Origin of the sequence: Christiangramia sediminis (assembly GCF_020552705.1) — a bacterium.
Classification (GTDB): Bacteria; Bacteroidota; Bacteroidia; order Flavobacteriales; family Flavobacteriaceae; genus Christiangramia; species Christiangramia sediminis.
The window spans coordinates 323,187-349,664 of sequence record NZ_JAJBZG010000001.1 but is presented as its reverse complement, the minus strand read 5'-3'; the positions used below and the strand labels follow the sequence as shown (position 1 = coordinate 349,664).

The 26,478-nt window shown below is 36.9% G+C and carries 26 protein-coding genes and 1 tRNA gene; 18 read left to right on the top strand and 9 right to left on the bottom strand.

What is annotated here, in order from left to right; all coding sequences use genetic code 11:
• The first annotated feature begins 117 nt into the window (after window positions 1–117).
• The 9 genes from LGQ90_RS01755 to LGQ90_RS01715 all read left to right on the top strand — a co-directional run bounded on the left by LGQ90_RS01755 (window position 118) and on the right by LGQ90_RS01715 (window position 10,804).
• Window positions 118–2,556 carry a DUF5916 domain-containing protein gene (locus LGQ90_RS01755; protein WP_229337502.1) on the top strand — a complete coding sequence of 813 codons (2,439 nt, stop codon included), beginning with the start codon at window positions 118–120 and terminating at the stop codon, window positions 2,554–2,556.
• Window positions 2,557–2,608: 52 nt separating this feature from the next.
• Window positions 2,609–3,268, top strand: coding sequence for an ABC transporter ATP-binding protein (locus LGQ90_RS01750; protein WP_229337500.1), 660 nt, complete (start codon window positions 2,609–2,611; stop codon window positions 3,266–3,268).
• A 21-nt stretch (window positions 3,269–3,289) separates the two neighbouring features.
• Window positions 3,290–4,060 carry a TIGR02757 family protein gene (locus tag LGQ90_RS01745; RefSeq protein WP_229337498.1) on the top strand — a complete coding sequence of 257 codons (771 nt, stop codon included), beginning with the start codon at window positions 3,290–3,292 and terminating at the stop codon, window positions 4,058–4,060.
• Window positions 4,061–4,115: 55 nt separating this feature from the next.
• Window positions 4,116–5,333, top strand: coding sequence for a sensor histidine kinase (locus tag LGQ90_RS01740; protein ID WP_229337496.1), 1,218 nt, complete (start codon window positions 4,116–4,118; stop codon window positions 5,331–5,333).
• 61 nt (window positions 5,334–5,394) lie between these two features.
• Window positions 5,395–6,597 (top strand): sensor histidine kinase, encoded by a 1,203-nt coding sequence (locus tag LGQ90_RS01735; RefSeq protein ID WP_229337494.1) that lies wholly within the window; start codon window positions 5,395–5,397, stop codon window positions 6,595–6,597.
• A 49-nt stretch (window positions 6,598–6,646) separates the two neighbouring features.
• Entirely contained in the window at window positions 6,647–8,566 is a 1,920-nt protein-coding gene (locus tag LGQ90_RS01730; protein ID WP_229337492.1) for a BatA domain-containing protein, read from the top strand.
• On the top strand, window positions 8,563–9,813 hold the full coding sequence (locus LGQ90_RS01725; RefSeq protein WP_229337490.1) for a dihydroorotase: 1,251 nt from the start codon (window positions 8,563–8,565) through the stop codon (window positions 9,811–9,813). Before LGQ90_RS01730 ends, LGQ90_RS01725 begins: the two co-directional genes overlap by 4 nt.
• A gap of 11 nt (window positions 9,814–9,824) precedes the next feature.
• The gene (locus LGQ90_RS01720; RefSeq protein ID WP_229337488.1) at window positions 9,825–10,148 is read left to right on the top strand and encodes a magnetosome magnetite crystal formation protein family; all 324 of its coding nucleotides are present in this window, start codon (window positions 9,825–9,827) and stop codon (window positions 10,146–10,148) included.
• Window positions 10,148–10,804 (top strand): alpha/beta hydrolase, encoded by a 657-nt coding sequence (locus LGQ90_RS01715; RefSeq protein ID WP_229337486.1) that lies wholly within the window; start codon window positions 10,148–10,150, stop codon window positions 10,802–10,804. Before LGQ90_RS01720 ends, LGQ90_RS01715 begins: the two co-directional genes overlap by 1 nt.
• Here the strand turns inward: LGQ90_RS01715 and LGQ90_RS01710 are convergent.
• Window positions 10,801–11,298: a hypothetical protein gene (locus tag LGQ90_RS01710; RefSeq protein ID WP_229337485.1), complete on the bottom strand. Its 498-nt coding sequence runs from the start codon at window positions 11,296–11,298 to the stop codon at window positions 10,801–10,803. The two genes, LGQ90_RS01715 and LGQ90_RS01710, sit on opposite strands and share 4 nt — an antisense overlap.
• 1 nt (window position 11,299) lies before the next feature.
• Window positions 11,300–12,061 carry an MBL fold metallo-hydrolase gene (locus LGQ90_RS01705; RefSeq protein ID WP_229337483.1) on the bottom strand — a complete coding sequence of 254 codons (762 nt, stop codon included), beginning with the start codon at window positions 12,059–12,061 and terminating at the stop codon, window positions 11,300–11,302.
• Between the two features lie 104 nt (window positions 12,062–12,165).
• Here LGQ90_RS01705 and LGQ90_RS01700 point away from each other — a divergent pair, with 104 nt between their 5' ends.
• Window positions 12,166–13,629 (top strand): TonB-dependent receptor, encoded by a 1,464-nt coding sequence (locus LGQ90_RS01700; RefSeq protein WP_229337480.1) that lies wholly within the window; start codon window positions 12,166–12,168, stop codon window positions 13,627–13,629.
• 70 nt (window positions 13,630–13,699) lie between these two features.
• Here the strand turns inward: LGQ90_RS01700 and murA are convergent, their stop codons facing one another.
• The 3 genes from murA to LGQ90_RS01685 form a co-directional block, all read right to left on the bottom strand.
• Complete coding sequence (gene murA, locus LGQ90_RS01695; protein WP_229337478.1) at window positions 13,700–15,013, bottom strand: UDP-N-acetylglucosamine 1-carboxyvinyltransferase; 1,314 nt, start codon at window positions 15,011–15,013, stop codon at window positions 13,700–13,702.
• A gap of 15 nt (window positions 15,014–15,028) precedes the next feature.
• Complete coding sequence (locus LGQ90_RS01690; protein ID WP_229337477.1) at window positions 15,029–15,670, bottom strand: DUF4290 domain-containing protein; 642 nt, start codon at window positions 15,668–15,670, stop codon at window positions 15,029–15,031.
• A 102-nt stretch (window positions 15,671–15,772) separates the two neighbouring features.
• Window positions 15,773–16,066 (bottom strand): DUF493 family protein, encoded by a 294-nt coding sequence (locus LGQ90_RS01685; protein WP_229337475.1) that lies wholly within the window; start codon window positions 16,064–16,066, stop codon window positions 15,773–15,775.
• A gap of 82 nt (window positions 16,067–16,148) precedes the next feature.
• On the opposite strand from LGQ90_RS01685, the gene LGQ90_RS01680 reads away from it, so the two are divergent.
• The 5 genes from LGQ90_RS01680 to LGQ90_RS01660 all read left to right on the top strand — a co-directional run bounded on the left by LGQ90_RS01680 (window position 16,149) and on the right by LGQ90_RS01660 (window position 20,673).
• The gene (locus tag LGQ90_RS01680) at window positions 16,149–16,682 is read left to right on the top strand and encodes an AAA family ATPase (protein ID WP_229337473.1); all 534 of its coding nucleotides are present in this window, start codon (window positions 16,149–16,151) and stop codon (window positions 16,680–16,682) included.
• A gap of 6 nt (window positions 16,683–16,688) precedes the next feature.
• Window positions 16,689–18,590 (top strand): RecQ family ATP-dependent DNA helicase, encoded by a 1,902-nt coding sequence (locus tag LGQ90_RS01675; protein ID WP_229337471.1) that lies wholly within the window; start codon window positions 16,689–16,691, stop codon window positions 18,588–18,590.
• A complete protein-coding gene (gene fmt, locus LGQ90_RS01670; RefSeq protein ID WP_229337470.1) occupies window positions 18,587–19,534 on the top strand; it encodes a methionyl-tRNA formyltransferase in 948 nt (315 codons plus the stop codon). The genes LGQ90_RS01675 and fmt overlap by 4 nt, the downstream gene beginning before the upstream one ends.
• Window positions 19,535–19,719: 185 nt before the next feature.
• Window positions 19,720–19,992 carry an HU family DNA-binding protein gene (locus LGQ90_RS01665; protein WP_006990442.1) on the top strand — a complete coding sequence of 91 codons (273 nt, stop codon included), beginning with the start codon at window positions 19,720–19,722 and terminating at the stop codon, window positions 19,990–19,992.
• 120 nt (window positions 19,993–20,112) lie between these two features.
• Window positions 20,113–20,673 carry a YqgE/AlgH family protein gene (locus LGQ90_RS01660; RefSeq protein ID WP_229337468.1) on the top strand — a complete coding sequence of 187 codons (561 nt, stop codon included), beginning with the start codon at window positions 20,113–20,115 and terminating at the stop codon, window positions 20,671–20,673.
• Here LGQ90_RS01660 and LGQ90_RS01655 read toward each other — a convergent pair.
• Together LGQ90_RS01655 and LGQ90_RS01650 are read right to left on the bottom strand one after the other, a co-directional pair.
• Window positions 20,670–21,515 carry an aminotransferase class IV gene (locus tag LGQ90_RS01655; RefSeq protein WP_229337466.1) on the bottom strand — a complete coding sequence of 282 codons (846 nt, stop codon included), beginning with the start codon at window positions 21,513–21,515 and terminating at the stop codon, window positions 20,670–20,672. The genes LGQ90_RS01660 and LGQ90_RS01655 overlap by 4 nt on opposite strands.
• A 51-nt stretch (window positions 21,516–21,566) precedes the next feature.
• Window positions 21,567–21,953 (bottom strand): START-like domain-containing protein, encoded by a 387-nt coding sequence (locus LGQ90_RS01650; protein ID WP_229337464.1) that lies wholly within the window; start codon window positions 21,951–21,953, stop codon window positions 21,567–21,569.
• Between the two features lie 189 nt (window positions 21,954–22,142).
• Between LGQ90_RS01650 and LGQ90_RS01645 the strand changes: the two genes are divergently transcribed.
• A tRNA-Met gene (locus LGQ90_RS01645) sits at window positions 22,143–22,216 on the top strand.
• Window positions 22,217–22,357: 141 nt separating this feature from the next.
• Window positions 22,358–23,350: a TerC family protein gene (locus LGQ90_RS01640; RefSeq protein WP_229337462.1), complete on the top strand. Its 993-nt coding sequence runs from the start codon at window positions 22,358–22,360 to the stop codon at window positions 23,348–23,350.
• A 61-nt stretch (window positions 23,351–23,411) separates the two neighbouring features.
• Here the strand turns inward: LGQ90_RS01640 and LGQ90_RS01635 are convergent, their stop codons facing one another.
• A complete protein-coding gene (locus LGQ90_RS01635; RefSeq protein ID WP_229337460.1) occupies window positions 23,412–23,957 on the bottom strand; it encodes a hypothetical protein in 546 nt (181 codons plus the stop codon).
• A 150-nt stretch (window positions 23,958–24,107) separates the two neighbouring features.
• Here LGQ90_RS01635 and LGQ90_RS01630 point away from each other — a divergent pair, with 150 nt between their 5' ends.
• On the top strand, window positions 24,108–25,061 hold the full coding sequence (locus tag LGQ90_RS01630) for an aldo/keto reductase (RefSeq protein ID WP_229337458.1): 954 nt from the start codon (window positions 24,108–24,110) through the stop codon (window positions 25,059–25,061).
• A 2-nt stretch (window positions 25,062–25,063) separates the two neighbouring features.
• Here the strand turns inward: LGQ90_RS01630 and hisS are convergent, their stop codons facing one another.
• A complete protein-coding gene (hisS, locus tag LGQ90_RS01625) occupies window positions 25,064–26,437 on the bottom strand; it encodes a histidine--tRNA ligase (protein ID WP_229337457.1) in 1,374 nt (457 codons plus the stop codon).
• Window positions 26,438–26,478: the final 41 nt, after the last annotated feature.

The following is a 26,478-nucleotide window of genomic DNA, read 5'->3' as shown; positions in this document are numbered from 1 at the left end:
ACTAACTTTTTAATAAACAAAACAATCTCAGTTTAACTTGATTTTAAAGAAAAGTTTTGCCCAATATTAATAACAATAATACATTTGGCTGGTTATTAAATAACAATTCAACAATCAATGCCCCTAAATCGAAGTCTATTTTTAATTCTTTTTATTTCCAGTCTATACTCATATTCCCAAAATATACCTACAGAGAGAAAGATTTATAATGCGAATAGAATTATAAGCTCTCCAAAAATTGACGGAATTCCCAATGACCAAATTTGGGAAAAAGCCGCTGATGCAAATAATTTTGTGATGGTAGAACCTGGTGATGGGGATAAAATCCCGGAATCACACGCAACCACTGCAAAGATTCTTTATGATGATGAAGCGATCTATGTGGCTGCGATTATGAAAGAGAGTAATCCTGAAAAAACAATGCGTCAGTTTACGCAGAGGGATAACTTAAATCAATCTGAATACTTTCTTATAGACATTAATACCTATGATGACGGAGAGAACCAAACGAGATTTATTGTCACTTCTACCGGAACTCAGGCAGATGCGAGAATGACTGGAACTAATGAAGATTACGCCTATAACGTAGTATGGGAATCAGCCGTGTCTCAAGATGAAAATGGATGGTATGTAGAAATGAAAATACCATATTCGGCCTTGAGATTTCCGGAGAAGCCAAAGCAGCTATGGGGAATTCAATTCGCCAGGGAGATTACCCATTTAAACGCTACTTATGTTTGGAATTACATCGATAAATCTGTGGGACAAATGAGTCAATACACTGGTCTATTGACAGGGATTTCCAATATTAATCCGCCGGTACGCCTTAGCCTTTACCCTTTTACTTCCCTGGTGCTGGACCAGTTCGATGGGAATACCAACTTTAATTTTAATGCGGGGATGGATCTTAAATACGGGATCAATGATTCATTTACCTTAGATATGACCCTGGTACCAGATTTTGGACAAACCGCCTTTGACGAGGTAGAATTAAACCTGGGACCTTTTGAACAGATATTTGGCGAGAACAGGGCTTTTTTTACGGAAGGAACAGAGCTATTCAATAAAGGAAATCTCTTTTATTCAAGAAGAGTGGGTAGCACACCTTTGGGATTTAATGATGCGCAAAGGGAAGCTCTGGAGAATGAAGAGATTATTGAAAACCCAGATAAAGCTGATCTTTTAAACGCTTTAAAAGTATCCGGACGGACGGACAAAGGTCTCGGAATTGGATTCTTTAATGCAATTACAGATAAACAGGAAGCCCTTTTTCGGGATACTATTACAGGCAATACCAGAAGAAAAGTAACGGAGTCTGTTGCGAATTATAATATTCTGGTGCTGGATCAGCGTTTTAATAAAAATTCCTCCATTTCATTGACAAATACTAATGTAACCCGGGATGGGCATTTTAGAGATGGAAATGTTACCGGCTTTCTATTCGATATTTATAACAAGAACAATTCTTTCAATTTTGAAGGTCAGGCGAAAATGAGTAACGTCAATCTTCCTGGACAAAACAAGACAGGTTTCGCTTCTTTTCTATCGGTGGAACGCACCAAGGGAAATATTCGCTATAATCTTTCTAATGAATTTGCTAACGAAACTTTCGATATTAATGATCTGGGAATAAATTTCACCAATAATTACAACAACTTTTCCTGGAGTGCCTCTTACCAGATCTTTGAACCAACCGGAAATTATAACAATTATAGAATTGGCTTATATGGGCAACATCTTAGAAGATACAGGCCAGACGTACCGGTGAATACGGGAATTGGTGGAGAATTCTTTGGAATGACCCGAAAGAGATTTGCTTTCGGAGGATCAATGGATATAAATTCTGAATTCAGGGATTATTTTGAACCCAGAGCTGAAAATACTTATATCCTGTATAAACCATTTGGAAGCCTGAACGCTTTCGTTTCTACAGATTACAGAAAGACTTTTGCTTATGACATTAGAGTTTACTTTGAAGAATATCATCAATCTTCCCAGAGTGATTTTAATCTTAGTCTTGAACCCAGATACCGATTTAGTGACAAATTCAATATGATCTATGAATTCCAGTATTCCTATCAAAATGACAGGCCTAGTTATGTAAACCAGACCAGTGATCAGGTAATATTTGGAATAAGGGATCAAAAAAGTATCGAAAATTCCCTTAATGGTACTTATAATTTCAATACAAACCAGGGATTGAATTTAAGTTTCAGGCACTTCTGGTCTACCGCCAGTTTTTTAGAAGACAGTTATACCGAATTGATGGGCCAGGGAAAATTAAATCCTATAAATTACCAGATCACCGATAGAAACAATCCCGATGCTAATTTCAATATCTGGAACCTGGATCTAAGCTACAGGTGGCGTTTTGCTCCCGGTAGTGAAGCCGTTCTACTCTACAGAAATGCCATATTTAAGGAGGATAAACTTAGCTATCTGGATTTTAATAAGAGTTTGGACAATCTTTTTGCCCAGCCTGCAAGGCATAATTTAAGCTTGCGTGTTGTTTATTTTATAGATTACAATAGGGTTAAGAACTTATTCCAGAGTTAAACTTGGGGAATCTGGCTAATTTGGCTATTTTCGGTGCTCTTATTTTTCCTAAATGATAATTGCCAAAAACATTCATAAATATTACGGAGACCTGCATGTATTAAAATCTGTGGATCTTCATATTAAAAAAAGTGAGATCGTATCTATAGTGGGTGCTTCGGGAGCTGGTAAAACAACTCTTTTGCAAATAATGGGGACGCTGGATAAACCCTCAAAAAAGAAGAATTCTGAACTTAAGATAAACGGTACCGATATTTATGGCTTAAAATCCAGGGAGCTTTCCAGGTTCAGGAATAAACACATTGGTTTTATCTTTCAGTTTCACCAGTTATTACCAGAATTTACTGCTCTAGAAAATATTTGTATTCCTGCATTTATAAAAAAAACTCCCAGAAAAGAGGCTGAGAAAAGAGCTATGGAACTTTTAAATTTTCTGGGGCTGAAGAACAGAGCCTCTCACAAACCAGGTGAATTAAGTGGTGGTGAACAACAGAGAATTGCCGTGGCTAGGAGCCTTATAAATAATCCCGCGGTAATCTTTGCGGATGAACCCTCCGGAAATCTTGATAGCGAATCTGCTGAAAATCTTCACAAATTATTCTTTCGTTTAAGGGATGAGTTCGATCAAACTTTTGTGATCGTTACACATAACGAGGAACTGGCCAATATGGCCGACCGGAAACTTACCATGGTAGATGGTGAGATTGTTTAATCTTTTAAACTCAATAGGTTTTTGAATAAATCTGAATTAAAGTCTTTTCTCGATTTCAAAGTTGAAAAATATAATACTCCTGAATTTATACAATCTGATCCTATTCAAATCCCGCATTTATTCCACCAGAAAGAGGATATTGAAATTGCCGGATTTCTAACAGCAACTATAGCTTGGGGAAACAGAAAAAGTATTCTGAATAATTCAGAGAAACTCATGAAGCTCATGGATATGAGCCCGCTGGATTTTATTTTAAACCATGAGAAAAGTGATCTGGATAACCTGGACGGATTTGTTCACAGAACTTTTAATGCTGAAGATCTAAAGTATTTTATTACAGCCTTGAAGAATATTTATTCCAAGCATAGAGGATTAGAAAGTATTTTTAATACTTACGCCACCGCTAAAGGCTTACAACCTGCAATTCATCATTTTAAAAACATTTTCTTTGAACTGCCGCATCTAAAAAGGACCGAAAAACACGTGAGTGATCCTTTAAAAAAATCAGCCGCAAAACGCATTAATATGTTCCTGAGGTGGATGGTAAGAAATGATGAAAAGGGGGTAGATTTTGGATTATGGAAAACTATATCTCCATCACAACTTTCCTGCCCTTTAGATGTGCACTCCGGAAACGTGGCAAGGAAATTGGGACTGCTGAAGCGAAAAATGAACGATTCCAAAGCCCTAGCTGAATTAGATAAGAATTTAAGAAGTATGGATCCCCGGGATCCTGTGAAATATGACTTCGCACTTTTTGGTTTAGGTGTCTTTGAAAAAGGACAGTTCTAGCACTTGGAATTCTCCTCAAATTTGAGTTATTTTAACTTTCTTAATTTTTTCTTAAATGATTAGTCCTGCAGTGCCTGTTAATGAAGTAGAGAGATTGAATTCTCTTAAAGAATTAGATATTTTTGAAACCCTTCCCGAAGAAGCCTACGATAGTATCACAAAACTGGCAAGCTATATTTGTAAAACCCCAATTGCAGCAATTAATTTAATTGGTTCAGAGCAAAGCTGGTTTAAATCCAAGTTTGGAACTGAGCTTTCAGGCTCCAGCCGCGAAATATCTTTTTGTGGACATACCATATTAGAGCCAAATACCCTCCTGGAAATCCCTGATACCACAAAAGATGAAAGATTTAAGAATAACCCAATTGTTACCGGGGACATTTCTATAAGATATTATGCCGGTGTTTCTCTTCTGGACAATAAAGGTCTAGCCATGGGTACACTTTGTGTATATGATTCTAAAGAGCATTTTTTAGACGAAGATCAAAAAACCGCTTTAAAAGCATTAGGCAAACAGGTGGAAATACTTTTTGAATTGCGAAGAAAGAACAAGAAACTTGAAGATCTAAAACTTGAGGTTGACCAGAATAATAAAATTCTTACCGAATTTGCGAGCACCGTTTCGCACGATCTAAAAATGCCTCTGGCCAATATTATTCTTACGGCAGATATGCTGAAGGCTAAGTATAATGACCAATTAGATAAACAGGGATTGGAATATATAGATTACTTAAAACATTCAGGCCTTACTTTAAGTGATTACATCAGCGGACTGCTAGAGCATTATTCCAGTAGCACGACAAATTCAGTACTTAAAGAAGAGTTTTTTCTAAATGATCTTCTTGAAGATATCATAGACCTTCTTCAAATCGCAGAGAATTGTGAGATCAATTTACCCGATAACAACCTCAAACTCTATGGGAACAGTGCTGCGCTTGGTCAGATCTTTATGAACCTTATCAGCAACAGTCTTAAATACAATAATCAGGAAAGGATTATTATTGAAATAGATTGTACTGAGAACCGTGAGTTCTTCAACTTTAGCATTAGCGATAATGGCATTGGAATTCCACGGGAGGAACAAACAAAGATATTTGATCTTTTTGCCACCGCTGCAGTTGCAGATAGACGTGGAAGAAAAGGCCATGGTATAGGTCTTTCTACAGTTAAAAAATTAATTGAAAGTCTTGGGGGTAGCATCCAGTTAACTTCAGAAAAAGATAAGGGTGCTCTATTCGAATTTAGCATAAAACGCCACGAAGCAGTAGATTAGGATTTTTTTATGTAAAAGTTATTTTTTTTTAAATAACTTTAAAACAAGATTCTAATGGGGCATGCAACATAAACTAGTTCCTTTCAATGAAACGCTGAGAATAGCTGCATTGAAGGAATATAATATTCTAAATTCCGGGCCGGACGAAGATTACGATAATCTTACGTTCCTTGCTGCCGTAATTTGTAATGTGCCGGTAGCTAAGATCAGTATAGTTGATGATCAGAGAATCTGGAACAAATCTGTCTATGGTGCCAAAATACAGGAAATAGACCGGAAAAATTCTTTTTGCGATAAAGCTATTCATGGGGAAGAACATATTTTTATTCTTAATCGTTCCCGGGATCCTGAAGTATTTGAAAAGGCTAAAGGTATCTATGACCGTGAATTTTCTTTTTATGCAGGCGTACCTTTACATAATCCCCAGGGACACGCCATTGCCGTATTCTGCATCTTTGATACTGAAGAAAAACAGTTATCTGAACAGCAAATAAAGGCATTAAAGGCCTTAGCCCAGCAAACTCTAAAACTTTTTGAGTTCAGAAAACAGAAGAATAAACTCTACCACGTTCAAAATAAATTGAAAGAGAAATATGGAGAATTGGAAAAATTCGCCAGCCTGGTTTCTCATGATCTTAAATCTCCACTCGCCAATATTATTTCTTTAAGCGAACTTTTAAAAGATGAAAACAAAGGCAAGTTTGATGAAGACACAGAACAGTATCTGGAATTTCTGGTGGAGTCCTCTTACTCTCTTCGAAATTATATAGACGGTATTCTAAGTTTTTACCGAAGTGACCACGTCATGGAAAAAGATTACACGAATGTAGATTTTAGAAAACTGCTAAAAGGGATCATAGATCTTTATCAGGTTTCAGATGATATAGAGATTAGATACCCAGACGATGTAATGCTTCATAATGTGAATAAGGCTGCCCTCACTCAGGTCTTCATGAATTTGATAAGTAATTCTTTAAAATATAACGATAAAGAAGTTAGAAAAGTTGATATCGGATTTTCCAAAAACGAAGAATTCTATTTTTTCGAAGTAAAAGATAATGGAAAAGGTATTCCAAAGGAAAAATTCAATGATATCTTCAAATTATTCACCACGCTGGAAACTGCCGACCGTGAAGGCAATCTTGGGAGCGGCATCGGCCTGGCTACCGTTAAAAAACTCATCGAATCTATGGGGGGAAGTATCTCTTTAGAATCTGAATCCGGGCAGGGAAGTAATTTTAAATTCTGTATCAAAAGGTTTTAACGCTCAATCACTTTTCATTTTCTATATTTGAGAAACCTTATTCCTGAATATGCATTTTCAACATCCGGAATTACTATATGCGCTATTTCTTTTAGTAATACCGCTGATAGTTCATTTATTTCGTTTAAGAAGATTTCAGAAAGAAGATTTTACGAATGTAAAATTTCTAAAAAAGGTAATTCAGGAAACACGTAAAAGTTCCCGCCTAAAGAAATTTTTAATTCTAATAACGCGTCTTTTATTGATAACCTGTCTGGTCCTGGCTTTTGCTCAACCCTTTATTCCCGCCAGCAATAAGGCATTAACAGCTTCTCGTACGCTAATCTATCTTGATAATTCTTTCAGCATGCAGGCTTCGAAAGAGCAATCTGGTTTATTGCAGACATCAGTGAACCAATTATTGGAGAATTTAAAAGAGGAGAATGAATATGGACTTTTTACTAATAACGAGAATTTCTTTAACCGACCAACTCCTGAACTTAAAAATGAACTCCAGGAAATTGATTTCACAGATGAACAAATCAATTTCAGGGAAATTCAATTAAAGGCAGAAAATTATTTTAAAGATTACGGTCAAGCGGAAAAAGAACTGATCATAATTTCCGATTTCCAGACTTCACTAGGTAATCCTTCAGAAATTAACCAGGATAATTTCAAATATCATTTTATCCAAAGAACTCCTGAGAAAATATCCAATATTAGTATTGATAGTGCCTATATTGAAGACTCCAATCCCGAGAACATCTCTCTAAGTATCCTGGTAAAGGCTAACAAGGAGATCAATGAACCGGCAACCATCTCAATTTTTAATGCGGAAGAATTACTTGGACGTAGTAGCGTGCAAAATTTTGAAGATGGTCAGGCTAAGATCAGTTTCCGACTTCAAAATGAAAAAATCAGCAACGGAAGAATAGAAATTGAAGATTCTGGACTTAGGTACGACAATAAACTTTTTTTTAATATTAGTGAGAACAAACCGGTAAACACGGTGATCATTTCAAATTCCGATTTTGAGTTTCTCACCAGAATCTATACGGAACCAGAATTTGAAACTTCTAATTTCTCTTCAGATCAAATTGATTATAATCAGCTGAATTCGGCAAATCTGATCATTCTGAATGAAGTAGATGAAATCTCCTCTTCGTTACTCAATAATTTGAGCAATAGTCAGCAGAATGGTGCTTCCGTGATCATTATTCCCCCGGTAAAAGCAACCAATTACGGGCAGCTTTTAAATCGGTTGGAACTTCCTGCTTTAGGACAAAAGACTGAAACGGAAAGATTAATAACGGGGATTGTATATGATCACCCACTGCTGGAAGGTGTTTTTGAAAACAGAACCGATAATTTTGAATACCCAAAGGTTCTCTCCTCTTACAATGCAATTTCATCGAATGCAATTTTGAGATATCAGGATGGACAGGCCTTTCTTATCGGCGCAGATTCTGAATATTTGTTCACGGCTCCTTTAAATTCAACCAATTCAAACTTTACCAACTCACCCTTAATAGTCCCGGTTCTATACCAGATAGGTCTCAATGCCTTAAAGAAAAATGAGCTCTATTATGAAACCGGAAAGGAGAACAAGATCGATATTCCAGTAGAGTTAGGTAAAGATGAGGTGATGCATATCACTAAACCGGAATTTGATATAATTCCGCAACAACAGAATTTCAGTAACCGGGTTGAAATAAGCACCAATAATATTTCTCTGGAAGCCGGAAATTATGAGGTTTCCAATACTGCCTCCGTGATTGGCAATATTAGCTTTAATTTTGACCGTAGCGAAAGTAGACTCACCTATACCGATATTTCAGAAATAAATAATCTTCGGGTCTATGATTCAGTAGAAGAATATTTTTCTGAAACAAATGCAGCCTCACAAATTACAGCACTTTGGAAATGGTTTGTTATTTTTGCCCTGATCTTTTTAGCGATCGAAATGCTACTTATAAAATTCTTCAAATGAAGCTACTCATAAAATCGGTTACGATCCTGGATGAAAATTCAACTCATCACAAGAAAAAACTGGATATTTTTATTGATCGAGGACTTATAAAAAAAATTGGAAAAAACCTTACAGAGAAAGCTGATAAAGAAATAGATATTAAAAACCTTCATGTTTCCCGTGGCTGGTTTGACAGTAGTGTCAGTTTTGGAGAACCTGGATTCGAAGAAAGGGAAACCATCGCCAACGGACTAGATACAGCAGGAAAATCTGGTTTTTCTGCGGTGGCATTGAATCCTCTAACTAATCCGGTTTTAGATCATAGTGGCAGTATTGCAGCAGTAAAAGCAAAGGCAGCAGAACATGCGGTTAATCTATATCCTATTGGCTCTTTAACTAGTAAGAGTGAAGGTGTAGACCTGGCCGAGCTATTAGACATGAAAGGAGCCGGCGCAGTTAGTTTTGGGGATTATAAAACCCCACTTCGCAATCCTAATTTATTAAAGATCGCTTTACAGTATGCTCAAAATTTTGATGCCCTGGTGCAGAGTTTTCCGCAGGAAAATAGAATCGCGGGTAACGGGATTGTAAATGAACATGAAAACAGTACTTCTCTGGGACTAAAAGGAATTCCCAATCTTGCGGAAGAGTTACAGATTACCAGGGATCTTTATTTATTGGAATATACCGGTGGCAAACTTCATATTCCAACCATTTCCACGGAAAAATCTGTTAAGCTCATTAAAGAAGCTAAAAAGAAAGGTCTTGATGTGAGCTGCAGTGTGGCTATTCACAATCTTGTGCTTAATGATGAGGAATTAAAGGAGTTTGATGCTAATTCTAAGGTGTTGCCTCCACTTAGAACCAAAAAGGATACAAAAGCTTTAATAAAGGGACTTAAAGACGGAACCATAGATATGGTCACCACAGACCATAATCCTATTGATGTAGAACACAAAAAAGTGGAGTTTGATAATGCCCTTTTTGGAAGTATAGGTCTGGAATCAGCTTTTGGAGCACTTTGCAAGATCTTTGAAACTGAAGAAGCCATTCAGTTGCTTACGAAGGGAAAAAAGCGTTTTGGTATAGAGGAGCATGAGATCAAGGAAGGGGAGATTGCCGATCTCAGTTTATTTGTTCCGGATGAAACTTACAGTTTTACTGAAAAGGATATATTATCAACCTCTAAAAACAGTATATTTCTGCATAAAGAACTTAAAGGAAAAACACTAGGAATAATTACTCAAAAAGGTATAATTCTCAAATAAATTTTAAAGTAATGGAAGTTACGAGTCAGGCAAAAACTACAGCTATCGTTGCCTATATTACAATAATTGGGACGATCATCGCTTACTTTATGAACATGGATCCCAAAGATAAATTTGCCAGTTTTCATATTAGACAGGCATTTGGCATCAATATTACCTTTTATCTCATTGGAGCTTTGATGGGTTTATTTGATCAGGGCTTTATTATAGGTGCTTTTTATCTTTGCTTCATAGTTTTATGGGGATATGGATTAATCACGGCGATAAAAGGAGAAACACGCGAGGTGCCTTTTCTAGGACCTCTATTTCAAAAATGGTTTAGTACAATTTCATAATGACACAAGAATTTTCACTACAACATATAATTAGAAAACCAAAAAAGAAAATCGCAAAAGCACCCGTTCTAATCTTGCTTCACGGCTATGGAAGTGATGAAAACGACCTGTTTTCTTTTGCAGATGAATTACCAGATGAGCTTTTTATAATATCGGCAAAGGCTCCTTATTCCATACAGCCCTACGGGAATGCCTGGTATGCAATTCACTGGGATAATAACGATGGTAAATTTAGTGATGATGTGCAGGCTATCACTTCTCGTGAAACTATTCGTGATTTTATAGATGAGATCATCGAAAAATATCCTGTAGATCCAGAAAACATCAACCTGCTTGGCTTTAGCCAGGGAAGTATTCTTAGCTACGCGGTAGCTCTCTCCTATCCCGAAAAAATCAGGAATGTTATTGCTTTAAGCGGATATATAAACCAGGGCATTATAAAAAATGGTTTTGAGAAAAATGACTTTTCAAATTTGAAATTTTACTGTTCCCACGGTTCCGTAGATCAGGTGATCCCCGTAGATTGGGCCAGGAAGACCAAGCCTTTTTTTGATAAATTAGGCATTGAAAACTCTTATTCAGAATTTCCAGTGGGTCATGGAGTCGCTCCCCAAAACTTCTTTGAACTTAAAGACTGGTTAATTAAAAGACTTTAATAAAGAGGGTAAATAAAAGATTTTTCGGAAAAGAATTTTATCTCTCCATCCTCGGCAACTTCGTAACTTAAAAAAACTTCCCCCCAATAAGTTCCATCGGTAAAATCGGCGATGACCCATTTGTGGTTTAGTACTTTCACTTTATTGATGCGCATATTACCTTCCATTCCATCCATTGGAACTATCGGGTTGTCTTCCCCGGCTTTATTTTTACTGATGATCGCATCTTCTATTTTCAGAATAAGATCTTCAGTATCTATACCTTTTTCTTCGAAATAGGTAATTGCATCTTCATTATTTTTCAGGCTGAAATAATCCTCATCTTCAACAGTAGCACTGGAAATTTCAGCGTCTGCTTCCACTTCAGCCAGTTTATCTTCCAGACTTTCTATCCTTTCCTGTTTTGCATCCAGTATTCTTTTATCATTCACATAAATGAAGATGGTAAACAAAAGACTGAAAATAAACAGATACATTAATATCTTATTACCCATTCTAAACTTTAATTTTTAAATTATCGTAAGCCAGATAAACATTTTCAGGAAGTGTTTTTTCTACTTCTTCATGAAAACCCAGCATATGACTAATATGTGTGAGGTAAGCCGTTTCTGGTTTAACTTTTTTAATAAACTCCAGAGCTTCTTCAAGATTGAAATGAGAGTGATGCGGTTCTATTCTAAGCGCACTCACTACCAAAACCTTCAAATCCCGTAATTTTTCTACTTCTTCGTCTTCAATACTCTTAAGGTCTGTTAAATAAGCAAAATCTTCTACCCTAAAACCAAAGACCTGTAATCGGTTATGCATAAACTCAACCGGAGTTACCGTTAAACCATGAAAATTAAAAGGTTTATTTTCTATGGTGTGCTCAATTACACCGGGCGCACCGGGATACTTATTTTCCGTAGTAAAAATATAATCAAATCTTTTTCTAAGAGCTTTAAGCACTCTTTTATGAGCATATACCGGAATATCTCCCTGGCGGAAGAAGAAAGGTCTTATATCGTCAAGCCCTGCGGTATGGTCGTTATGCTCGTGTGTGTAGAATATTGCATCGAGTTTCTTTACGTTATTAGCCAGCATTTGCTGTCTAAAATCGGGACCACAATCAACCAGGATATTTAAGTTGTTCCAGCTAATGAGAATAGAAACACGAAGTCTCTTATCTTTTGTATCATCACTAAGGCATACCGGATGCTCACTGCCAATGATTGGTATTCCCTGCGAGGTTCCTGTTCCTAAAAATGTTACGTCCAAGCCGTGTTATTTTTAGCACAAAAGTAAATATATTTTTTTGTATGGCTACCGCTTTTAGTACTTTTGAAGTATTCAAACAAAACTGTTTATTTAAAAGCAAAAATATGCCAATTACTATAATGGGCGATAAGGAATTTGAAAATGTTCCTTCAATAAATAGCAAAGCCCTTCGTATCAATCTAAATGAAAATATCTACGGGACGTTTTCAGAAATTGGTGCAGGTCAGGAAACAGTACGTAACTTTTTTCGGGCAGGTGGAGCTTCTGGTACTATTGCCAAAGCGATGAGTGCTTATGATAAAGACTTTAGTGACGCGATCTATGGTGTAGAGAATGACCGCCGTTATGTTACCGAAGCTAGACTTAAGAAAATGCTTTCCCACGAAACCGGTCTTATAGAAGAAAGGATTTCACGTGATAAGCATCCTAATAAATTATTTTTCACCTATGCGAATACCGTGGCAACCATAGATTTTGCCAAGAAGTATAAAGGTCATGGTTGGGTTGGAGTTAGATATCAGGTAGAGCCGGGTGAAGATTACAATGAAATTCTTCTTCATATAAGGTTTCATGAAAATGATGCGAGACATCAGCAAAATACGTTGGGAATTTTAGGTGTTAACCTTATTTATGGTGCCTATTATAAATATGACAATCCTAAAAAACTACTTCGATATCTATATGATCATATAGACAAGGATCAGATTGAAATAGATACTATCAATTTTTCAGGTCCAAGATTTGAAAATGTAGACAACAGGCTTATGAGTCTGCAGCTGGTAAAGAACGGAATGACAGAAGCCGTAATGTTCGGCCCTGACGGAAATAATGTGCTTCCGGCAAAGATCCTTTACAAAAAGAACATTCTGGCTCTTAGAGGTAGCTTTAGACCTGTTACCAAGGTGAATATGGACATGTATGAACGTTCCAAGGAAATGTTTTTGAAGGAGAGTAAAGTATCTGAAGAAAATACTGAAATTATTTTCGAGATCACTTTATCCAACCTTCGAGCTGAAGGAGAAATTGATGAAAGAGACTTTATGGACCGTGCAGAATTACTCTGTTCGCTAGGTCAAACAGTTATGATCTCTAATTTCCAGGAATATTTTAAAGTAGTGGAATATTTTTCCAGATATTCTAAACAACGAATGGGTCTTACAATGGGTGTACAAAACCTCATAGACGTATTTGACGAAAAGTATTACCGTCATTTAAGTGGTGGTATTCTGGAGGCTTTTGGTAAATTATTCTTCAAAGATCTTAAAGTTTATCTCTACCCACTTAAGAATCCTGAAACCGGAGAGATCACTACTAGTGAGAGCTTAAAAGTACATCCTAGAATGAAGGAGCTTTATAAGTTCTTCAAGTACAACGGACGTGTAGAGGATATTAAAGATTACAATCCCGAAATCATGGATGTTTATTCCAGGGAAGTATTAAAAATGATTTCTGAAGGTGAAGAAGGTTGGGAGTCAATGCTGCCCGAAAGAACTACTGCCATGATTAAAGAAAAAAATCTATTTCATTATAAGGAAAATAAGGAAAAAGCGAAGACTGAAGAAGTCTAGTTATTTAAGATTTAAGCATTAAAAAAGCTGCTCGTTCGAGCAGCTTTTTATTTTCATATAAATATCCGGGTTAATCCAGTCTCGTAATTTTCGCTCCAATTCCCTGCAGGCGTTCTACGATATGCTCGTATCCTCTATCTATCTGTTCAATATTATGTATGGTAGAAGTTCCTTTTGCTGATAGTGCCGCAATTAATAAAGAAATTCCCGCTCTGATATCAGGTGAGGTCATAGTAGTCGCTTTTAACTGTGACTTAAAATCATGACCTATTACTGTTGCCCGGTGGGGATCGCAAAGAATGATCTTTGCTCCCATATCTATAAGCTTATCTACAAAGAACAAGCGGCTTTCAAACATTTTCTGGTGAATAAGAACGCTTCCCCTGGCCTGAGTCGCTACTACAAGCATGATACTTAAAAGATCGGGCGTAAATCCCGGCCACGGTGCATCACTAATATTCATAATAGAACCATCAATAAAACTCTGCACTTCATAACCATCTTCATGGGCAGGAATATGAATATCATCTCCCTTCTTTTCTACAGTTATCCCTAATTTCCTGAAGGTGGTGGGAATAATACCCAGCATTCCCCAGTTTACGTTCTTTATAGTAATATCACTTTTAGTCATTGCTGCCAATCCTATCCAGGATCCAATTTCTACCATATCAGGAAGAATTGTATGTTCACATCCTCCAAGCTTTTCAACTCCTTCTATGGTTAATAGATTAGAACCTACGCCGCTGATATTAGCGCCCATGGAATTCAGCATTTTACATAACTGCTGAAGATAGGGCTCGCAAGCCGCATTATAAATGGTCGTGGTTCCTTTAGCAAGGACCGCAGCCATAACAATATTTGCTGTTCCCGTTACCGAAGCTTCTTCCAGAAGCATAAAGTCACCTTTAAGTCCGTTAGGTGCTTCTACCCCGTAAAATCTTTCTTCTTTATTATATCTGAAATCTGCTCCCAGCTTCATAAAACCTTCGAAGTGAGTATCCAGCCTTCTTCTTCCAATTTTGTCGCCACCGGGTTTAGGTATAAATCCCTTGCCGAATCTTCCCAGCATTGGCCCAACGATCATAATGGAGCCTCTAAGGCCACCTCCATCAATCTTAAACTGTTCACTGTTAAGATAGTCCATATCAAGCGCATCACTTTTGAAAGTATAGCTGCCTTTTCCAATATTTTCAACCTTAACCCCCAGATTGCGAAGGAGACTAATAAGTTTATTTACATCAAGTATATTTGGAATGTTATGGATAGTAACTGTATCTCCAGTTAACAATACCGCACATAAGATTTGCAGTGCTTCGTTTTTGGCTCCCTGAGGCTGAATTTCCCCGCTCAAACGATGACCGCCTTCAATTTGAAAAGTTCCCATTAAAAGTTGTTGAGTTTAGTGGCGTTTGCGGCCTCCTTTTCGGCCGGTTTTTTTATTGCTACTCTTGGTATATTTCTTTTTACCTGCATCTCGAACCAGGTCTGAAGCACGACTTAAATCTTCATCAATATTCTTAAGACTTATTTTACCGTTACTAAGTTCATTAAGATGATTAAAGATCACTTCATCGTCTACTGAATCCCGGTTCCAGTTGAGATAAGATTTCTTCATGTGATTGGCGATGGTAAGAACCAGGGCTTCTTTAAAATCCCCCTCTTCATAATCTTTAGCCGCATCTATCATGCGCTTGATGTTATTTCCGTAGAACCTGTACTTGGGATTATTCTCAGGATATTCAAGCATCTCAGGTCGCTCGGCAAGCATTTCGCGAGTTGGCTTTGGAAAAGGTGACTCTACATTCAGTTTAAAATCACTTATAATAAATAACTGATCCCAAAGTTTATGTTGAAAATCTGGCACATCACGCAAATGAGGATTCATATTCCCCATTACTGCTATAATTGAATTGGCAACCTTATTTCTTTCCTGATCATCCTCAATATTAACGGTGTGCTCCACCATTTTTTGAAGATGTCTTCCATATTCGGGAATTATCAGTTTACTCCTTTCAGAGTTATATTCTAATGCGTTTGTCAAAATTGAAGTTTAATTAGGTAATTTTATTGAAGTTTACTCCTGCCTGCAAAATACTAAATATTACTAAAGAAGCACAACAAAAAGATTCTTTTATATTCAGGTTTAAAGAGATATCACTCCTTCTACTTTTTCAGCTACTTCCATATATTTTTCAATAACCGCGTCAGGGTTTTTCATCCTAACATTTATGGAAACACTGGTATAGGTACCTTTTTTGGATTTTTTGGTTTCTATCACTGCTCCCATATCATTAAAAATAGATTCTACCTGGTTAACTTTATCTCCTTTAGTAGGAACGATAAATTTATAAAGATATTCTGCCGGCCACATAGCCGTATCCTGAAGCTGCTTCTTAAGTTTTGCATAAAATTCTTCGGGGTTCCTTGATTCACTCATAGTTTTTCTCCTTCGGTTCGGTGCAAAGATACAAGGAATCATCCCATTTTTATAATCAAATCCAAATGTCGAAATTTGCGGGGTGAAAAATAAAAAGATTGTTATTACCGGTGGCCCGGGAACCGGAAAATCATCCATCGTCCATAAACTCGAAGAGCAAGGTGAAATTTGCCTTCATGAGATATCCCGGCAGGTTACACTTGAAGCTCAGAAAGAAGGAATAGACCAGTTATTTCTGACGAAACCCCTGTTATTTAGCGAAATGTTGCTTGAAGGCAGATTGAATCAGTTTGCAGAGGCTTCAGAAGCGGCATCTGATCATATTTTTTTAGATCGCGGTTTACCCGATGTAGTAGCCTATATGGACTATTTTAAAACTGACTATCCGGAGGTTTTCAATAAAACATGCGAAAATAACCGCTATGACCAGATCTTTATACTTCCTCCCTGGAAAGATATTTACCAAAGCGATAACGAGCGTTATGAGACTTATGAAGAAGCCTTAAAAATTTCGTCTTATCTTTATTCTACGTATAAAAGGTATGGCTACAACCCGATTGAAGTTCCTAAACTGACTGTGGAAGAGCGTACTAATTTCATTTTAGATAAGATTTAAGCAAATTTGCAAGAGGAAGCTTTAAAAATATTAGAAAAATACTGGGGCTTCCGTGAGTTCAGAGCTCAACAATTGGAAGTCATAGCATCTATTCTGAAAGGAAAGGATACACTCACCCTATTTCCTACCGGGGGAGGAAAATCTATTTGTTTCCAGGTTCCTACTCTGATGCAGGAAGGAATTTGTGTGGTGGTTTCTCCTTTGATCTCTTTAATGGAAGACCAGGTAAATTCCCTTCAGCGGAAGAATATCAAAGCCATGGCCATTACGGGAGGTATCTCCTATGCCGATCTGGATAGAAATCTTGATAACTGCATCTTCGGAAACTATAAATTTCTTTATCTCTCTCCGGAACGATTGCAACAGGAACTGGTGCGTGAGCGACTAAAGCAGATGAATATCAACCTGATCGCTGTAGACGAAGCTCACTGTATTTCGCAGTGGGGACATGACTTTAGACCTGCTTACCGGAACATTGCTGAAATAAGGGATTTATTACCGGATGTAAGGATCGCGGCTTTTACCGCCACCGCCACCAAAGAAGTTGTAAAAGACATCTGCGAACAGTTAAACCTCGAAGAACCTGAAATTCATCAAAAATCTTTTGAAAGATCTAACCTGCAGTATGATGTAATTAAAACGGAGGATAAATATTTTCGTTTGACGCAAATTCTAAATAATGAATCGGCAATAATTTATGTTAGAAGTAGAAATGCCACCCAGGAGATCAGCGAATTCTTAAATAAAAATGGAATTACGGCCGCTGCCTACCATGGCGGTATGAAGAAAGAAGATAAATCTAAGAAATTTGAACAATGGCTAACAAATAAGACCAGCGTAATGGTGGCTACTACTGCCTTTGGGATGGGAATTGACAAACCCGACGTGAGAACTGTTATCCATATAGACCTTCCGGAAAGTATGGAAAGTTATTTTCAGGAAGCCGGAAGAGCAGGAAGAGATTCCAAACCTGCTAAGGCCATTATTCTAACTAATGCCGGGGATGTCCCTGTTCTAAAAAATCAGTTCCTGAACAATCTTGCTTCTGTAGAGGATGTAAAACTGGTATACCGCAAGTTGAATGCATATTTTAGAATAGCCTTTGGAGAAGGTGAGAATACTGAATATGATTTCAATTTTGCAAGTTTTTGCAATCAATATAAATTCAATTCGCATAAGACATTTAACGCCCTACAATTACTGGACAGGTGTAGTATTCTAAGATTATCGCAAAATTATCAGAAGAAAACGGAAATAAGGATCCTACTTTCAGGAAACCACCTGGACAATTATCTGGATGAAAATCCACGCTACGCGAATATTATTAAAACCATCTTAAGAAATTATGGGGGTGTTTTTGAGAATTTGATCCCTTTTAATTTAGCTTCGGTCAGTGAGAAATCAAATATTTCAGAAAAGGAATGTGTGAAAATTTTTGAAGAATTAGATGAAAAAGAGATCATAGAATTTCAGCTTTCAAAGCACGATGCCAGTATTGTTTATTTGCTTCCGAGAGAAGATGATGCTACTATAAATCCTGTTTCAGCTTTTATCAGGGAGTATAACAATACGAAAAAAGCTAAAATTATGGCAGTCTTAGATTTTGTAGAAAATGACCAGGTTTGCAGGCAGGTTCAGCTATTAAAATATTTTGGAGAGAAAGATCCTGAGCCTTGCGGGAAATGTTCGGTTTGTAATAGAGTGAACAAAAAATTATCCAGGGATGATATGAACGAGATTTATTTAGGAATCCTGAGATTTCTAAAAAATGGTCCAAAGAATTCAAGAGAGATCGTAGCCCATCTGAAATATTCAGAAGGATCAATAATAAAAGTATTAGGACTTCTCTGTGAAAAGGGAGTATTAGATCGTACAGAAAATAACAAGTATAAAATATTGAATAAATGAGAGACCTTAGAATTGTTTTTATGGGAACTCCCGAGTTTGCTGTAAAAAGTCTGGAAGCTATCCTTGATGCCGGTTATAATGTGGTGGGCGTAATTACTGCACCAGATAAACCTGCGGGAAGGGGTAGAAAACTTAAAGAAAGTGCCGTAAAAAGCTATGCGCTTTCCAAAAATCTAAATGTATTGCAGCCCACAAATTTAAAATCTGAAGAGTTTCAAAATGAACTTCAGGCTCTAGAACCCAACGTTCAGGTAGTTGTTGCTTTTAGAATGCTTCCAAAGTCTGTATGGAGTCTTCCCGAATATGGGACCTTTAACCTGCATGCTTCCCTCCTGCCTCAGTATCGCGGAGCTGCCCCTATTAACTGGGCTATTATTAACGGAGAAGTAAAAACCGGTGTTTCCACTTTTTTCCTGGATGAGAAAATAGATACCGGTGAGATGATCCTTCAGAAAGAAATAAAAATTAATGAGACAGAGAATGTAGAATCTCTTCATGATAGATTAATGGATATGGGATCGAACCTGGTGGTTAAAACACTTCAGGTTATTGCAGACAATAAGGTTAGGACTGAAAAACAACTGGACTCTGATGCATTAAAGGACGCCCCAAAACTTGATAAAGACAATACGAAGATCGACTGGAATGCCCCGGTAGAAAGGATTTATAATTTAATTAGAGGACTTAATCCTTATCCGGGTGCATGGTGCTATCTGGAAAATTCTACAGAAGAACAAAAGGTAAAGATCTATGATATTGAAAAAATACAACAGGAGCATCATCTGCCCAATGGTACTATTACCATTAATGAGAATAAGATAAAAGTTGCTGCCACAAATGGCTATATTTTAATAAATGAAATACAGTTACCGGGGAAAAGAAAAATGCTCTCCAAAGCACTTTTAAATGGTTTTAATTTTGCTCCGGAAGCCAAAATGCGCTAAAGCCTTATTAACACTGAATTTGTTGCATTTTAATAAAAAACAATTATCTTTATTAACAATACAACCAAGTTATTAACAAATACGGGCTTTTCCCTTGTCATTACTTGCATGAACAAGAAATCCGTATAAATTTGTATACCAGTTTAACAGAATGTTTAACCAACAATTAATTTAAAATTCAAATTATGAACAAAACAGATTTAATCGATGCAATGGCTGAAAACGCTGGAATTTCTAAAGCAGCAGCGAAAAAAGCATTAGAGTCTTTCCTTGAAAACGTAGAAAAGTCCCTTAAAAAAGGAGATAGAGTATCATTAGTAGGATTCGGATCTTGGTCTGTATCTAAAAGAGCTGCTCGTGAAGGAAGAAACCCACAAACCGGAAAAACTATTAAAATTGCTGCTAAAAACGTAGTGAAATTTAAGGCCGGAGCAGATTTACAAAAAGCTGTGAACTAATAATTTGTATTAGTAAAGATTTAAAGCCTTCCTGTGGGAAGGCTTTTTTTATACAAAAAATTAAGATTTGAATTGCATTTATTGTATTAAATAATTAGTTTAGATATAAAGACTGCTATAATGATCGCGTTAAAACCAACCAAAGGGCATCTCTTGGTCGCAGAACCATCAATTATTGGAGATGTATCCTTTAATCGTTCTGTTGTCCTCCTTGCTGACCATTCAGATAATGGATCTGTTGGATTTATTTTGAACAAAATTCTAGATTTTACCCTTAAAGACCTTATCCCTGATGTAAAGGGTGATTTTAAGGTTTATAACGGTGGGCCCGTAGAACAGGACAATTTGTACTTCATTCACAAGATCCCTGATCTTATTCCAGACAGTATTGAAATAGCACATGGAATTTACTGGGGTGGCAACTTTGAAGCTGTCATGGATCTTATTGCAAAGGAATTGATAGATGACACACAGATCAAGTTCTTTTTAGGTTATTCCGGTTGGGATGCAGACCAGCTAGAAGAAGAATTACATTCTCGTTCCTGGGTGATCACCGTAAACGAAGACAACAAAGATTTGCTTGAAAAACCCTACAATTCTTTCTGGAAAGACAAAATGCTGGAACTGGGTGGCGAATATATGCTCTGGTCTAACTCACCTGAAAATCCCACTTACAATTAACCCAATCTTCCTTTTACATTAAGTTTACTCAAAAGTTCCTTTGAAACTTTATGAGCATACTCCTTTTTTCGATATTTGCTTACCGGCTGAATTCCTTTAGCTACGTTGGTAATGAATAATTCGTCTGCTTTTTGAAGCTCAAATGGGGAAATAGAAGTTTCTTCTAAAGTATACTCCTCAGTTTTTTTCAGGATATTGATAAGCTGCTTTCTAATGATTCCATTAAGTACTCCATCACTAATTGGAGGCGTTTTGATAGTAGTTCCCTTAACCAGGAAAAGATTTCCGTTAAGAGCTTCCACTACACTCTTCTTTTCATTTAGGAGTAAACAATTATCATATCCATTCTCACTGGCATAAATACTCCCAAGAACATTTACTGCGCGATTATTTGATTTTATAGTTGAAAGTAGTCCGCTGGTTACATAATGATCTTTAAAAAGCTCAATCTCATACGGCTCATCGTTAAAAAGATAGAATGAATTTTCCATCTTTTCGGCGCTAATTACATAGCCGATTTCTCTGGTGGCGGGAGTATAATAACCACCCTGTCGCCTGTAAACGGCAAATTTTATTCTGGCAGGTGAAGTTGAAAGGTCATTTGCTTCAATAATATCCTTGATTTCGTCCTCTAAAAACTCAGGAGAGAAACTGGATGGGATCTCCATTCGCATTATTCTCATAGAGGCCATTAACCTGAAATAATGATCTTCCCAGAACATTATTTTCCCGCTAATTACACGAATTGTCTCGAATACTGAATCTCCATAGGCGAAACCACGATTAGAAACCGATAGTTTTGCATTTTCTTTCTTAACTAATTTTCCGTCTAGATTGATCATAAAAAAACCCCGTTTAAAAACGGGGCAAAGTTACTATTTATAATATGAAATCTAGGCTGATCCTAGAATCTGTTTAAGATCTGAAACCATATTATCCCAAAGCATCTTCCCTTCATCTACTTCATCATCTTCGGCGAAATCGGTGATCATTAGGGATACGTCCTTAGTGATATCATCTACTTGTATGCGTAATTCGAAAAAATAAGGAGTGTCTTCATCATCAAGCCATTTGAATTTAATGCGCTCGTCACTTTTTTTGCTAACAAGCTTAGCTTTTTCCTCACTACCTTCCCATATAAAAGTAAAAAATTCCCCACGGGAATTCACATTATCGGCATACCACTCACTTAAACCTGAGGGAGTTGAAATATATTGGTATAGTAATGAAGGAGAAGCTTGAATAGGAAACTCCATTTCGTATTTTATCTTTTCTTCCATTCTTGATTAATTAGTTTCGGGCAATATAGATATTAATTAGAAAGATAAAAAGAAATCAAAATAAATATTTTAGAAAATAAAGTTTGTGCCAATACAAATTGTTTTTATATTTGCACCCGCATTGGGAAATCCTGTGAAGCCTTTTATCACAAAGGGTTTAGCGGAATTCGAAAATAGAAAAAATGCTATGGCGAGGTAGCTCAGTTGGTTAGAGCGTCGGATTCATAACCCGGAGGTCCCGAGTTCAAATCTCGGTCTCGCTACTATCAAAAATCCCTTCAAATCTGAAGGGATTTTTTAGTTTAAAACTCTTCTTAAACTTTCATTTTAGCTGTTATATTTATTTTAAAGTCAGGGGAGTTTTGTCATAAATAACTTTTATTTGACCAAAATGTATTGTCCCCATGCAGATCCTGAATTTTTCAAGTCTTCTAATTCAAGCACAACCATCAACAGCTAATGTAGAGATAGATAACTGGATATGGATATCTTTTGCTGCTTTTATCTTAGTCCTTTTGATTGTAGACTTAAAAGTAGTAATGAGAAAACCTCATCAAATCAATACAAGAGAAGCGGCATGGTATAGCGCCGGCTGGATAAGTCTGGGGATTGCCTTCACCGGAGTCATTGCCTGGTGGCAGGGAGCAGCCGCCGCGGGTGAATACATCACCGGCTATCTTATTGAAAAATCATTATCTATGGATAATGTCTTTTTATGGGCTGTTCTTTTTACCTATTTTAAGGTTCCGAAAGAATATCAGCATAAAGTATTGTTCTGGGGAATCTTTGGCGCACTTGTTTTAAGAGTTGCTTTTATATTAGGAGGAATTGCTCTCATTGAAAGTGTTCACTGGATCATTTACGTTTTTGGCGCCTTTCTTTTATTCACGGCTTATAAAATATTTCAAAGTGATATCTCCGATACTCATCCTGAAAATAACCGGATTTTCAAATGGGTAAATAAAGTGATCCGACAAACTAAAGGCTATAGAAAGGACAATTTTTTTGTTAGAGAAAATGGAAAACGTATAGCTACCCCCCTTTTTGTAGTATTAATAATAATAGAATTAACCGATATTATTTTCGCTCTTGATTCTATCCCGGCAATTCTTGCAGTAACCCGCGATAAATTTATTATTATAAGTTCCAATGCTTTTGCCATTCTCGGCCTTAGAGCCTTATATTTTCTTCTGGCAGATATGAAAGACCGTTTTGTCTTTCTTAATGAAGGGCTGGGGATTATACTGGCCTTTGTGGGTATAAAATTCCTAATCAGTGAAAAATGGGAGATTCCTATCTGGATATCCCTTGTGTTCATTGCTGTAGTACTGGCAGGATCTATACTATTATCATTAAATCACACCCCTAAATCTGAATTAAAAGAATCCGGTTCATAGTTTGATTTATAAGTCATTAGAGTTTTCCCGAATAAAAAAGTATAGCTATTTGAATGGGGTCTTACTTTTTAGGTGGAATTTCTGCATCTCTATTCACATATGCGGAAACACCTCTTATAAAATCATTTACAATTTCCTCCATAATCTTTCTGGCATCAGAGGTGAGTGGATATGGTTGATTATTCTCAGCATAAAAAGCCCAGTCATTCATCCCGCCTACAATTTGAAAGGTAGGTGCATCCGGACTTGAAAGTTCTACGATTTCTACATCAAACCTAATGTTTTCATCTTTAAACTTAAAGGCAAGATCAAACATGGCGTCCCAGGTAAAGGTTCGTCCATTATCTTCAATTGAAAAAGCCTGGGGGACAAAAACTTTGTATTCCAGATATTGATCATCTATCTCCCTGCTAATTGCATCGCTCGAATTTGAAATAATATTATCTGCCCACCTCTTGGTGGCTAAAAATAATTCGGAATCAGATTTACCAGGATATTCTCTTATAACAGAATCTTCAAATCCGGCAGAAGAAAGAGTGAACATATCTGCAATTTTCTGCGCGCTTAATAAGGCTGGAAATAAAAAAAGTACTATAAAAATCCTCATAACTGTTTTTTTGGTTTCTCCTTTAAGTTAAGCAAATTCCCTACTCAAATTAGTTAAGAATAAAACAAGACCTGTTAAACAAACTCTAAGATATCAGTTATCCATAGGAGATTTAGAAGCTTTCTATTATATTATCGTAAAATGATCAACATGGAAAAGAAACAATTAGGACAAACAGATCTATATACCGCTCCAATAGTTTTTGGAGGAAATGTTTTTGGTTGGACCGTAAATGAAAAGGAATCTTTTGAGTTGATGGACCAACTTCTGGACATGGGTTTTAATATGATAGACTCTGCAGATGTGTACTCAAGGTGGGCTGACGGAAATTCTGGAGGAGAATCAGAATCTATTATTGGAAAATACATTAAACGTCGGGGTAACAGACATAAGATCACCATAACCACCAAAGTTGGATCCAGTATGCAACAGGGAGGTGATAAAAATATATCTAAAAATCATATTTTAAAAGCAGTAGAAGACTCGTTAACCCGATTGCAAACAGATCATATAGATCTTTATTTCACGCACTGGGATGACGATAAAACTCCAGTAGAAGAAACCCTGGAAGCCTATGAAAAACTGATAGACCAGGGAAAAGTAAGATATATCGGAGCTTCAAACCTTTCTCCGGAAAGACTTAAAGCTTCCCTGCAGGCTGCCTCTGAGAGTAATTTGCCAAAATATGAGGTATTTCAGCCAGAATATAGTTTAATGGTTCGTGATAAATTTGAAGGTGAGATACAGGAGATATGCAAAAAGAACAATCTGAGTGTAACCAGTTATTTCTCTCTGGCTAGCGGATTTCTCACCGGGAAATATTCTGAAGAAAAAGATATTAAAGGAACCAAGCGGGAGCAATTCTTAAAAGATTATTTTGATCAGCGAGGAAAAAATGTATTAAAATCCCTGAAAGATATTTCTGCCAATTATAATATTTCCCAGGCTGCTGTAGCATTGAGGTGGATTATGCAAAGACCCGGAATAACGGCTCCCATTGCCAGTGCCACCAAATCTGAACATCTAAAAAGCTTTGAAGAAGCAGTTGACAATGAGCTTACCACAGAGGAAATGGATCGTCTAAATGAGGTAAGCAAAAAATAAATTTAGCTGGATAGTTTGCTTTTAAGCCCAGCAAAATCAAGACTTGATTGCTCGCCAGATTTCATGTGCTTTAAAGTGTATTTTTGATTATTCATCTCTTCTTCGCCGGCCAGGACTACATATGGAATTTGCCTTTTATCGGCATACTTCATCTGTTTCCCCATTTTAGCGGCGTCTGGATAAATTTCTGCTGTGATATTTTCTCCTCTAAGTTTTTCCACTGTTTTCATAGCATACAAAGCTTCTTTTTCTCCAAAATTGATAAAAAGAACTTTGGTATTTTCAGTTACCGTAGCTGGAAAAAGCTCCAGCTCTTCCAGCACAAGGTATATACGATCAAGACCAAATGAAATTCCAATTCCGCTCATATCTTTCAATCCAAAAATGCCGGTAAGATCGTCATAACGTCCACCTCCGCCAATAGATCCCATTTTTACTTTTTCAGGAGCAGATACTTCAAAGATGGCTCCGGTGTAATAGTTAAGTCCGCGGGCTAAAGTGACATCCAGATCAAGCTTTGCCGTTTTTAGAGGCATTTCCTGAATGGCATTTTGAATAAATTCTAATTCTTGGATTCCTTTTTGCCCGGTTTCAGACCCCTTCAGAATAGAGCTTAAACCCTGGATCTTTTCAGCAAAACTTCCCTTTAAATTGAAGATTGGCTGAATCTTTTGTAAAGCCTCTTCAGAAATACCTTTTTCACGCATTTCTTTTTTTACGCCTTCCTCCCCTATTTTATCAAGTTTATCCAGCGCAACCGTGAAATCAATCAGTTTGTCTTGCTCCCCGATCACTTCAGCAAAACCGGAAAGAACTTTTCTATTATTGATCTTTATAGTTACCCCTTCTAAACCAAGACTATTAAAAACCGAATCGTATAACTGGATAAATTCAACTTCCTGCCATAAACTGTTGCTCCCCACAACATCTGCATCGCATTGATAGAATTCTCTGAATCTTCCTTTCTGAGGGCGATCTGCTCTCCATACCGGTTGCATCTGGTAGCGCTTAAACGGAAACTCGATCTCATTTTGGTGTTGCACCACATACCTGGCAAAAGGAACGGTAAGATCATAGCGTAAGGCCTTCTCGCTAATAGAAGAAGTAAGCTTTATACTATCATTTTCAGTTAAGGCATCCTTATCAGCTTTTTTAAGAAAATCGCCAGAATTCAAAATTTTGAATATAAGGCGATCTCCTTCATCTCCATATTTCCCCATAAGGGTGGAAGAATTCTCAAAACTTGGTGTTTCAATGGGTTGAAATCCAAAACGCTTAAATTCTGTTTGAATACAATTGAAGATATAATTTCTCTTCGCGACTTCTTCGGGTGAAAAATCTCTGGTACCTTTTGGTATAGATGGTTTTTGTGCCATGATATGTGTTAAGCTGAATTTGCTAATTAGGAGTGCAAATA

Excerpts from the sequence above, each read along its gene's own strand:
- LGQ90_RS01755 (WP_229337502.1), top strand. The coding sequence starts at position 118 with ATGCCCCTAAATCGAAGTCTATTTTTAATTCTTTTTATTTCCAGTCTA.
- LGQ90_RS01700 (WP_229337480.1), top strand. The coding sequence starts at position 12,166 with ATGCCAATTACTATAATGGGCGATAAGGAATTTGAAAATGTTCCTTCA.
- LGQ90_RS01635 (WP_229337460.1), bottom strand. The coding sequence starts at position 23,957 with ATGAGGATTTTTATAGTACTTTTTTTATTTCCAGCCTTATTAAGCGCG.
- fmt (WP_229337470.1), top strand. The coding sequence starts at position 18,587 with ATGAGAGACCTTAGAATTGTTTTTATGGGAACTCCCGAGTTTGCTGTA.
- LGQ90_RS01655 (WP_229337466.1), bottom strand. The coding sequence starts at position 21,515 with ATGATCAATCTAGACGGAAAATTAGTTAAGAAAGAAAATGCAAAACTA.
- LGQ90_RS01740 (WP_229337496.1), top strand. The coding sequence starts at position 4,116 with ATGATTAGTCCTGCAGTGCCTGTTAATGAAGTAGAGAGATTGAATTCT.
- LGQ90_RS01715 (WP_229337486.1), top strand. The coding sequence starts at position 10,148 with ATGACACAAGAATTTTCACTACAACATATAATTAGAAAACCAAAAAAG.
- LGQ90_RS01665 (WP_006990442.1), top strand. The coding sequence starts at position 19,720 with ATGAACAAAACAGATTTAATCGATGCAATGGCTGAAAACGCTGGAATT.
- hisS (WP_229337457.1), bottom strand. The coding sequence starts at position 26,437 with ATGGCACAAAAACCATCTATACCAAAAGGTACCAGAGATTTTTCACCC.
- LGQ90_RS01640 (WP_229337462.1), top strand. The coding sequence starts at position 22,358 with ATGCAGATCCTGAATTTTTCAAGTCTTCTAATTCAAGCACAACCATCA.
- LGQ90_RS01685 (WP_229337475.1), bottom strand. The coding sequence starts at position 16,066 with ATGAGTGAATCAAGGAACCCCGAAGAATTTTATGCAAAACTTAAGAAG.
- LGQ90_RS01720 (WP_229337488.1), top strand. The coding sequence starts at position 9,825 with ATGGAAGTTACGAGTCAGGCAAAAACTACAGCTATCGTTGCCTATATT.
- LGQ90_RS01710 (WP_229337485.1), bottom strand. The coding sequence starts at position 11,298 with ATGGGTAATAAGATATTAATGTATCTGTTTATTTTCAGTCTTTTGTTT.
- LGQ90_RS01750 (WP_229337500.1), top strand. The coding sequence starts at position 2,609 with ATGATAATTGCCAAAAACATTCATAAATATTACGGAGACCTGCATGTA.
- LGQ90_RS01730 (WP_229337492.1), top strand. The coding sequence starts at position 6,647 with ATGCATTTTCAACATCCGGAATTACTATATGCGCTATTTCTTTTAGTA.
- LGQ90_RS01630 (WP_229337458.1), top strand. The coding sequence starts at position 24,108 with ATGGAAAAGAAACAATTAGGACAAACAGATCTATATACCGCTCCAATA.
- LGQ90_RS01725 (WP_229337490.1), top strand. The coding sequence starts at position 8,563 with ATGAAGCTACTCATAAAATCGGTTACGATCCTGGATGAAAATTCAACT.
- LGQ90_RS01650 (WP_229337464.1), bottom strand. The coding sequence starts at position 21,953 with ATGGAAGAAAAGATAAAATACGAAATGGAGTTTCCTATTCAAGCTTCT.
- murA (WP_229337478.1), bottom strand. The coding sequence starts at position 15,013 with ATGGGAACTTTTCAAATTGAAGGCGGTCATCGTTTGAGCGGGGAAATT.
- LGQ90_RS01660 (WP_229337468.1), top strand. The coding sequence starts at position 20,113 with ATGATCGCGTTAAAACCAACCAAAGGGCATCTCTTGGTCGCAGAACCA.
- LGQ90_RS01735 (WP_229337494.1), top strand. The coding sequence starts at position 5,395 with ATGCAACATAAACTAGTTCCTTTCAATGAAACGCTGAGAATAGCTGCA.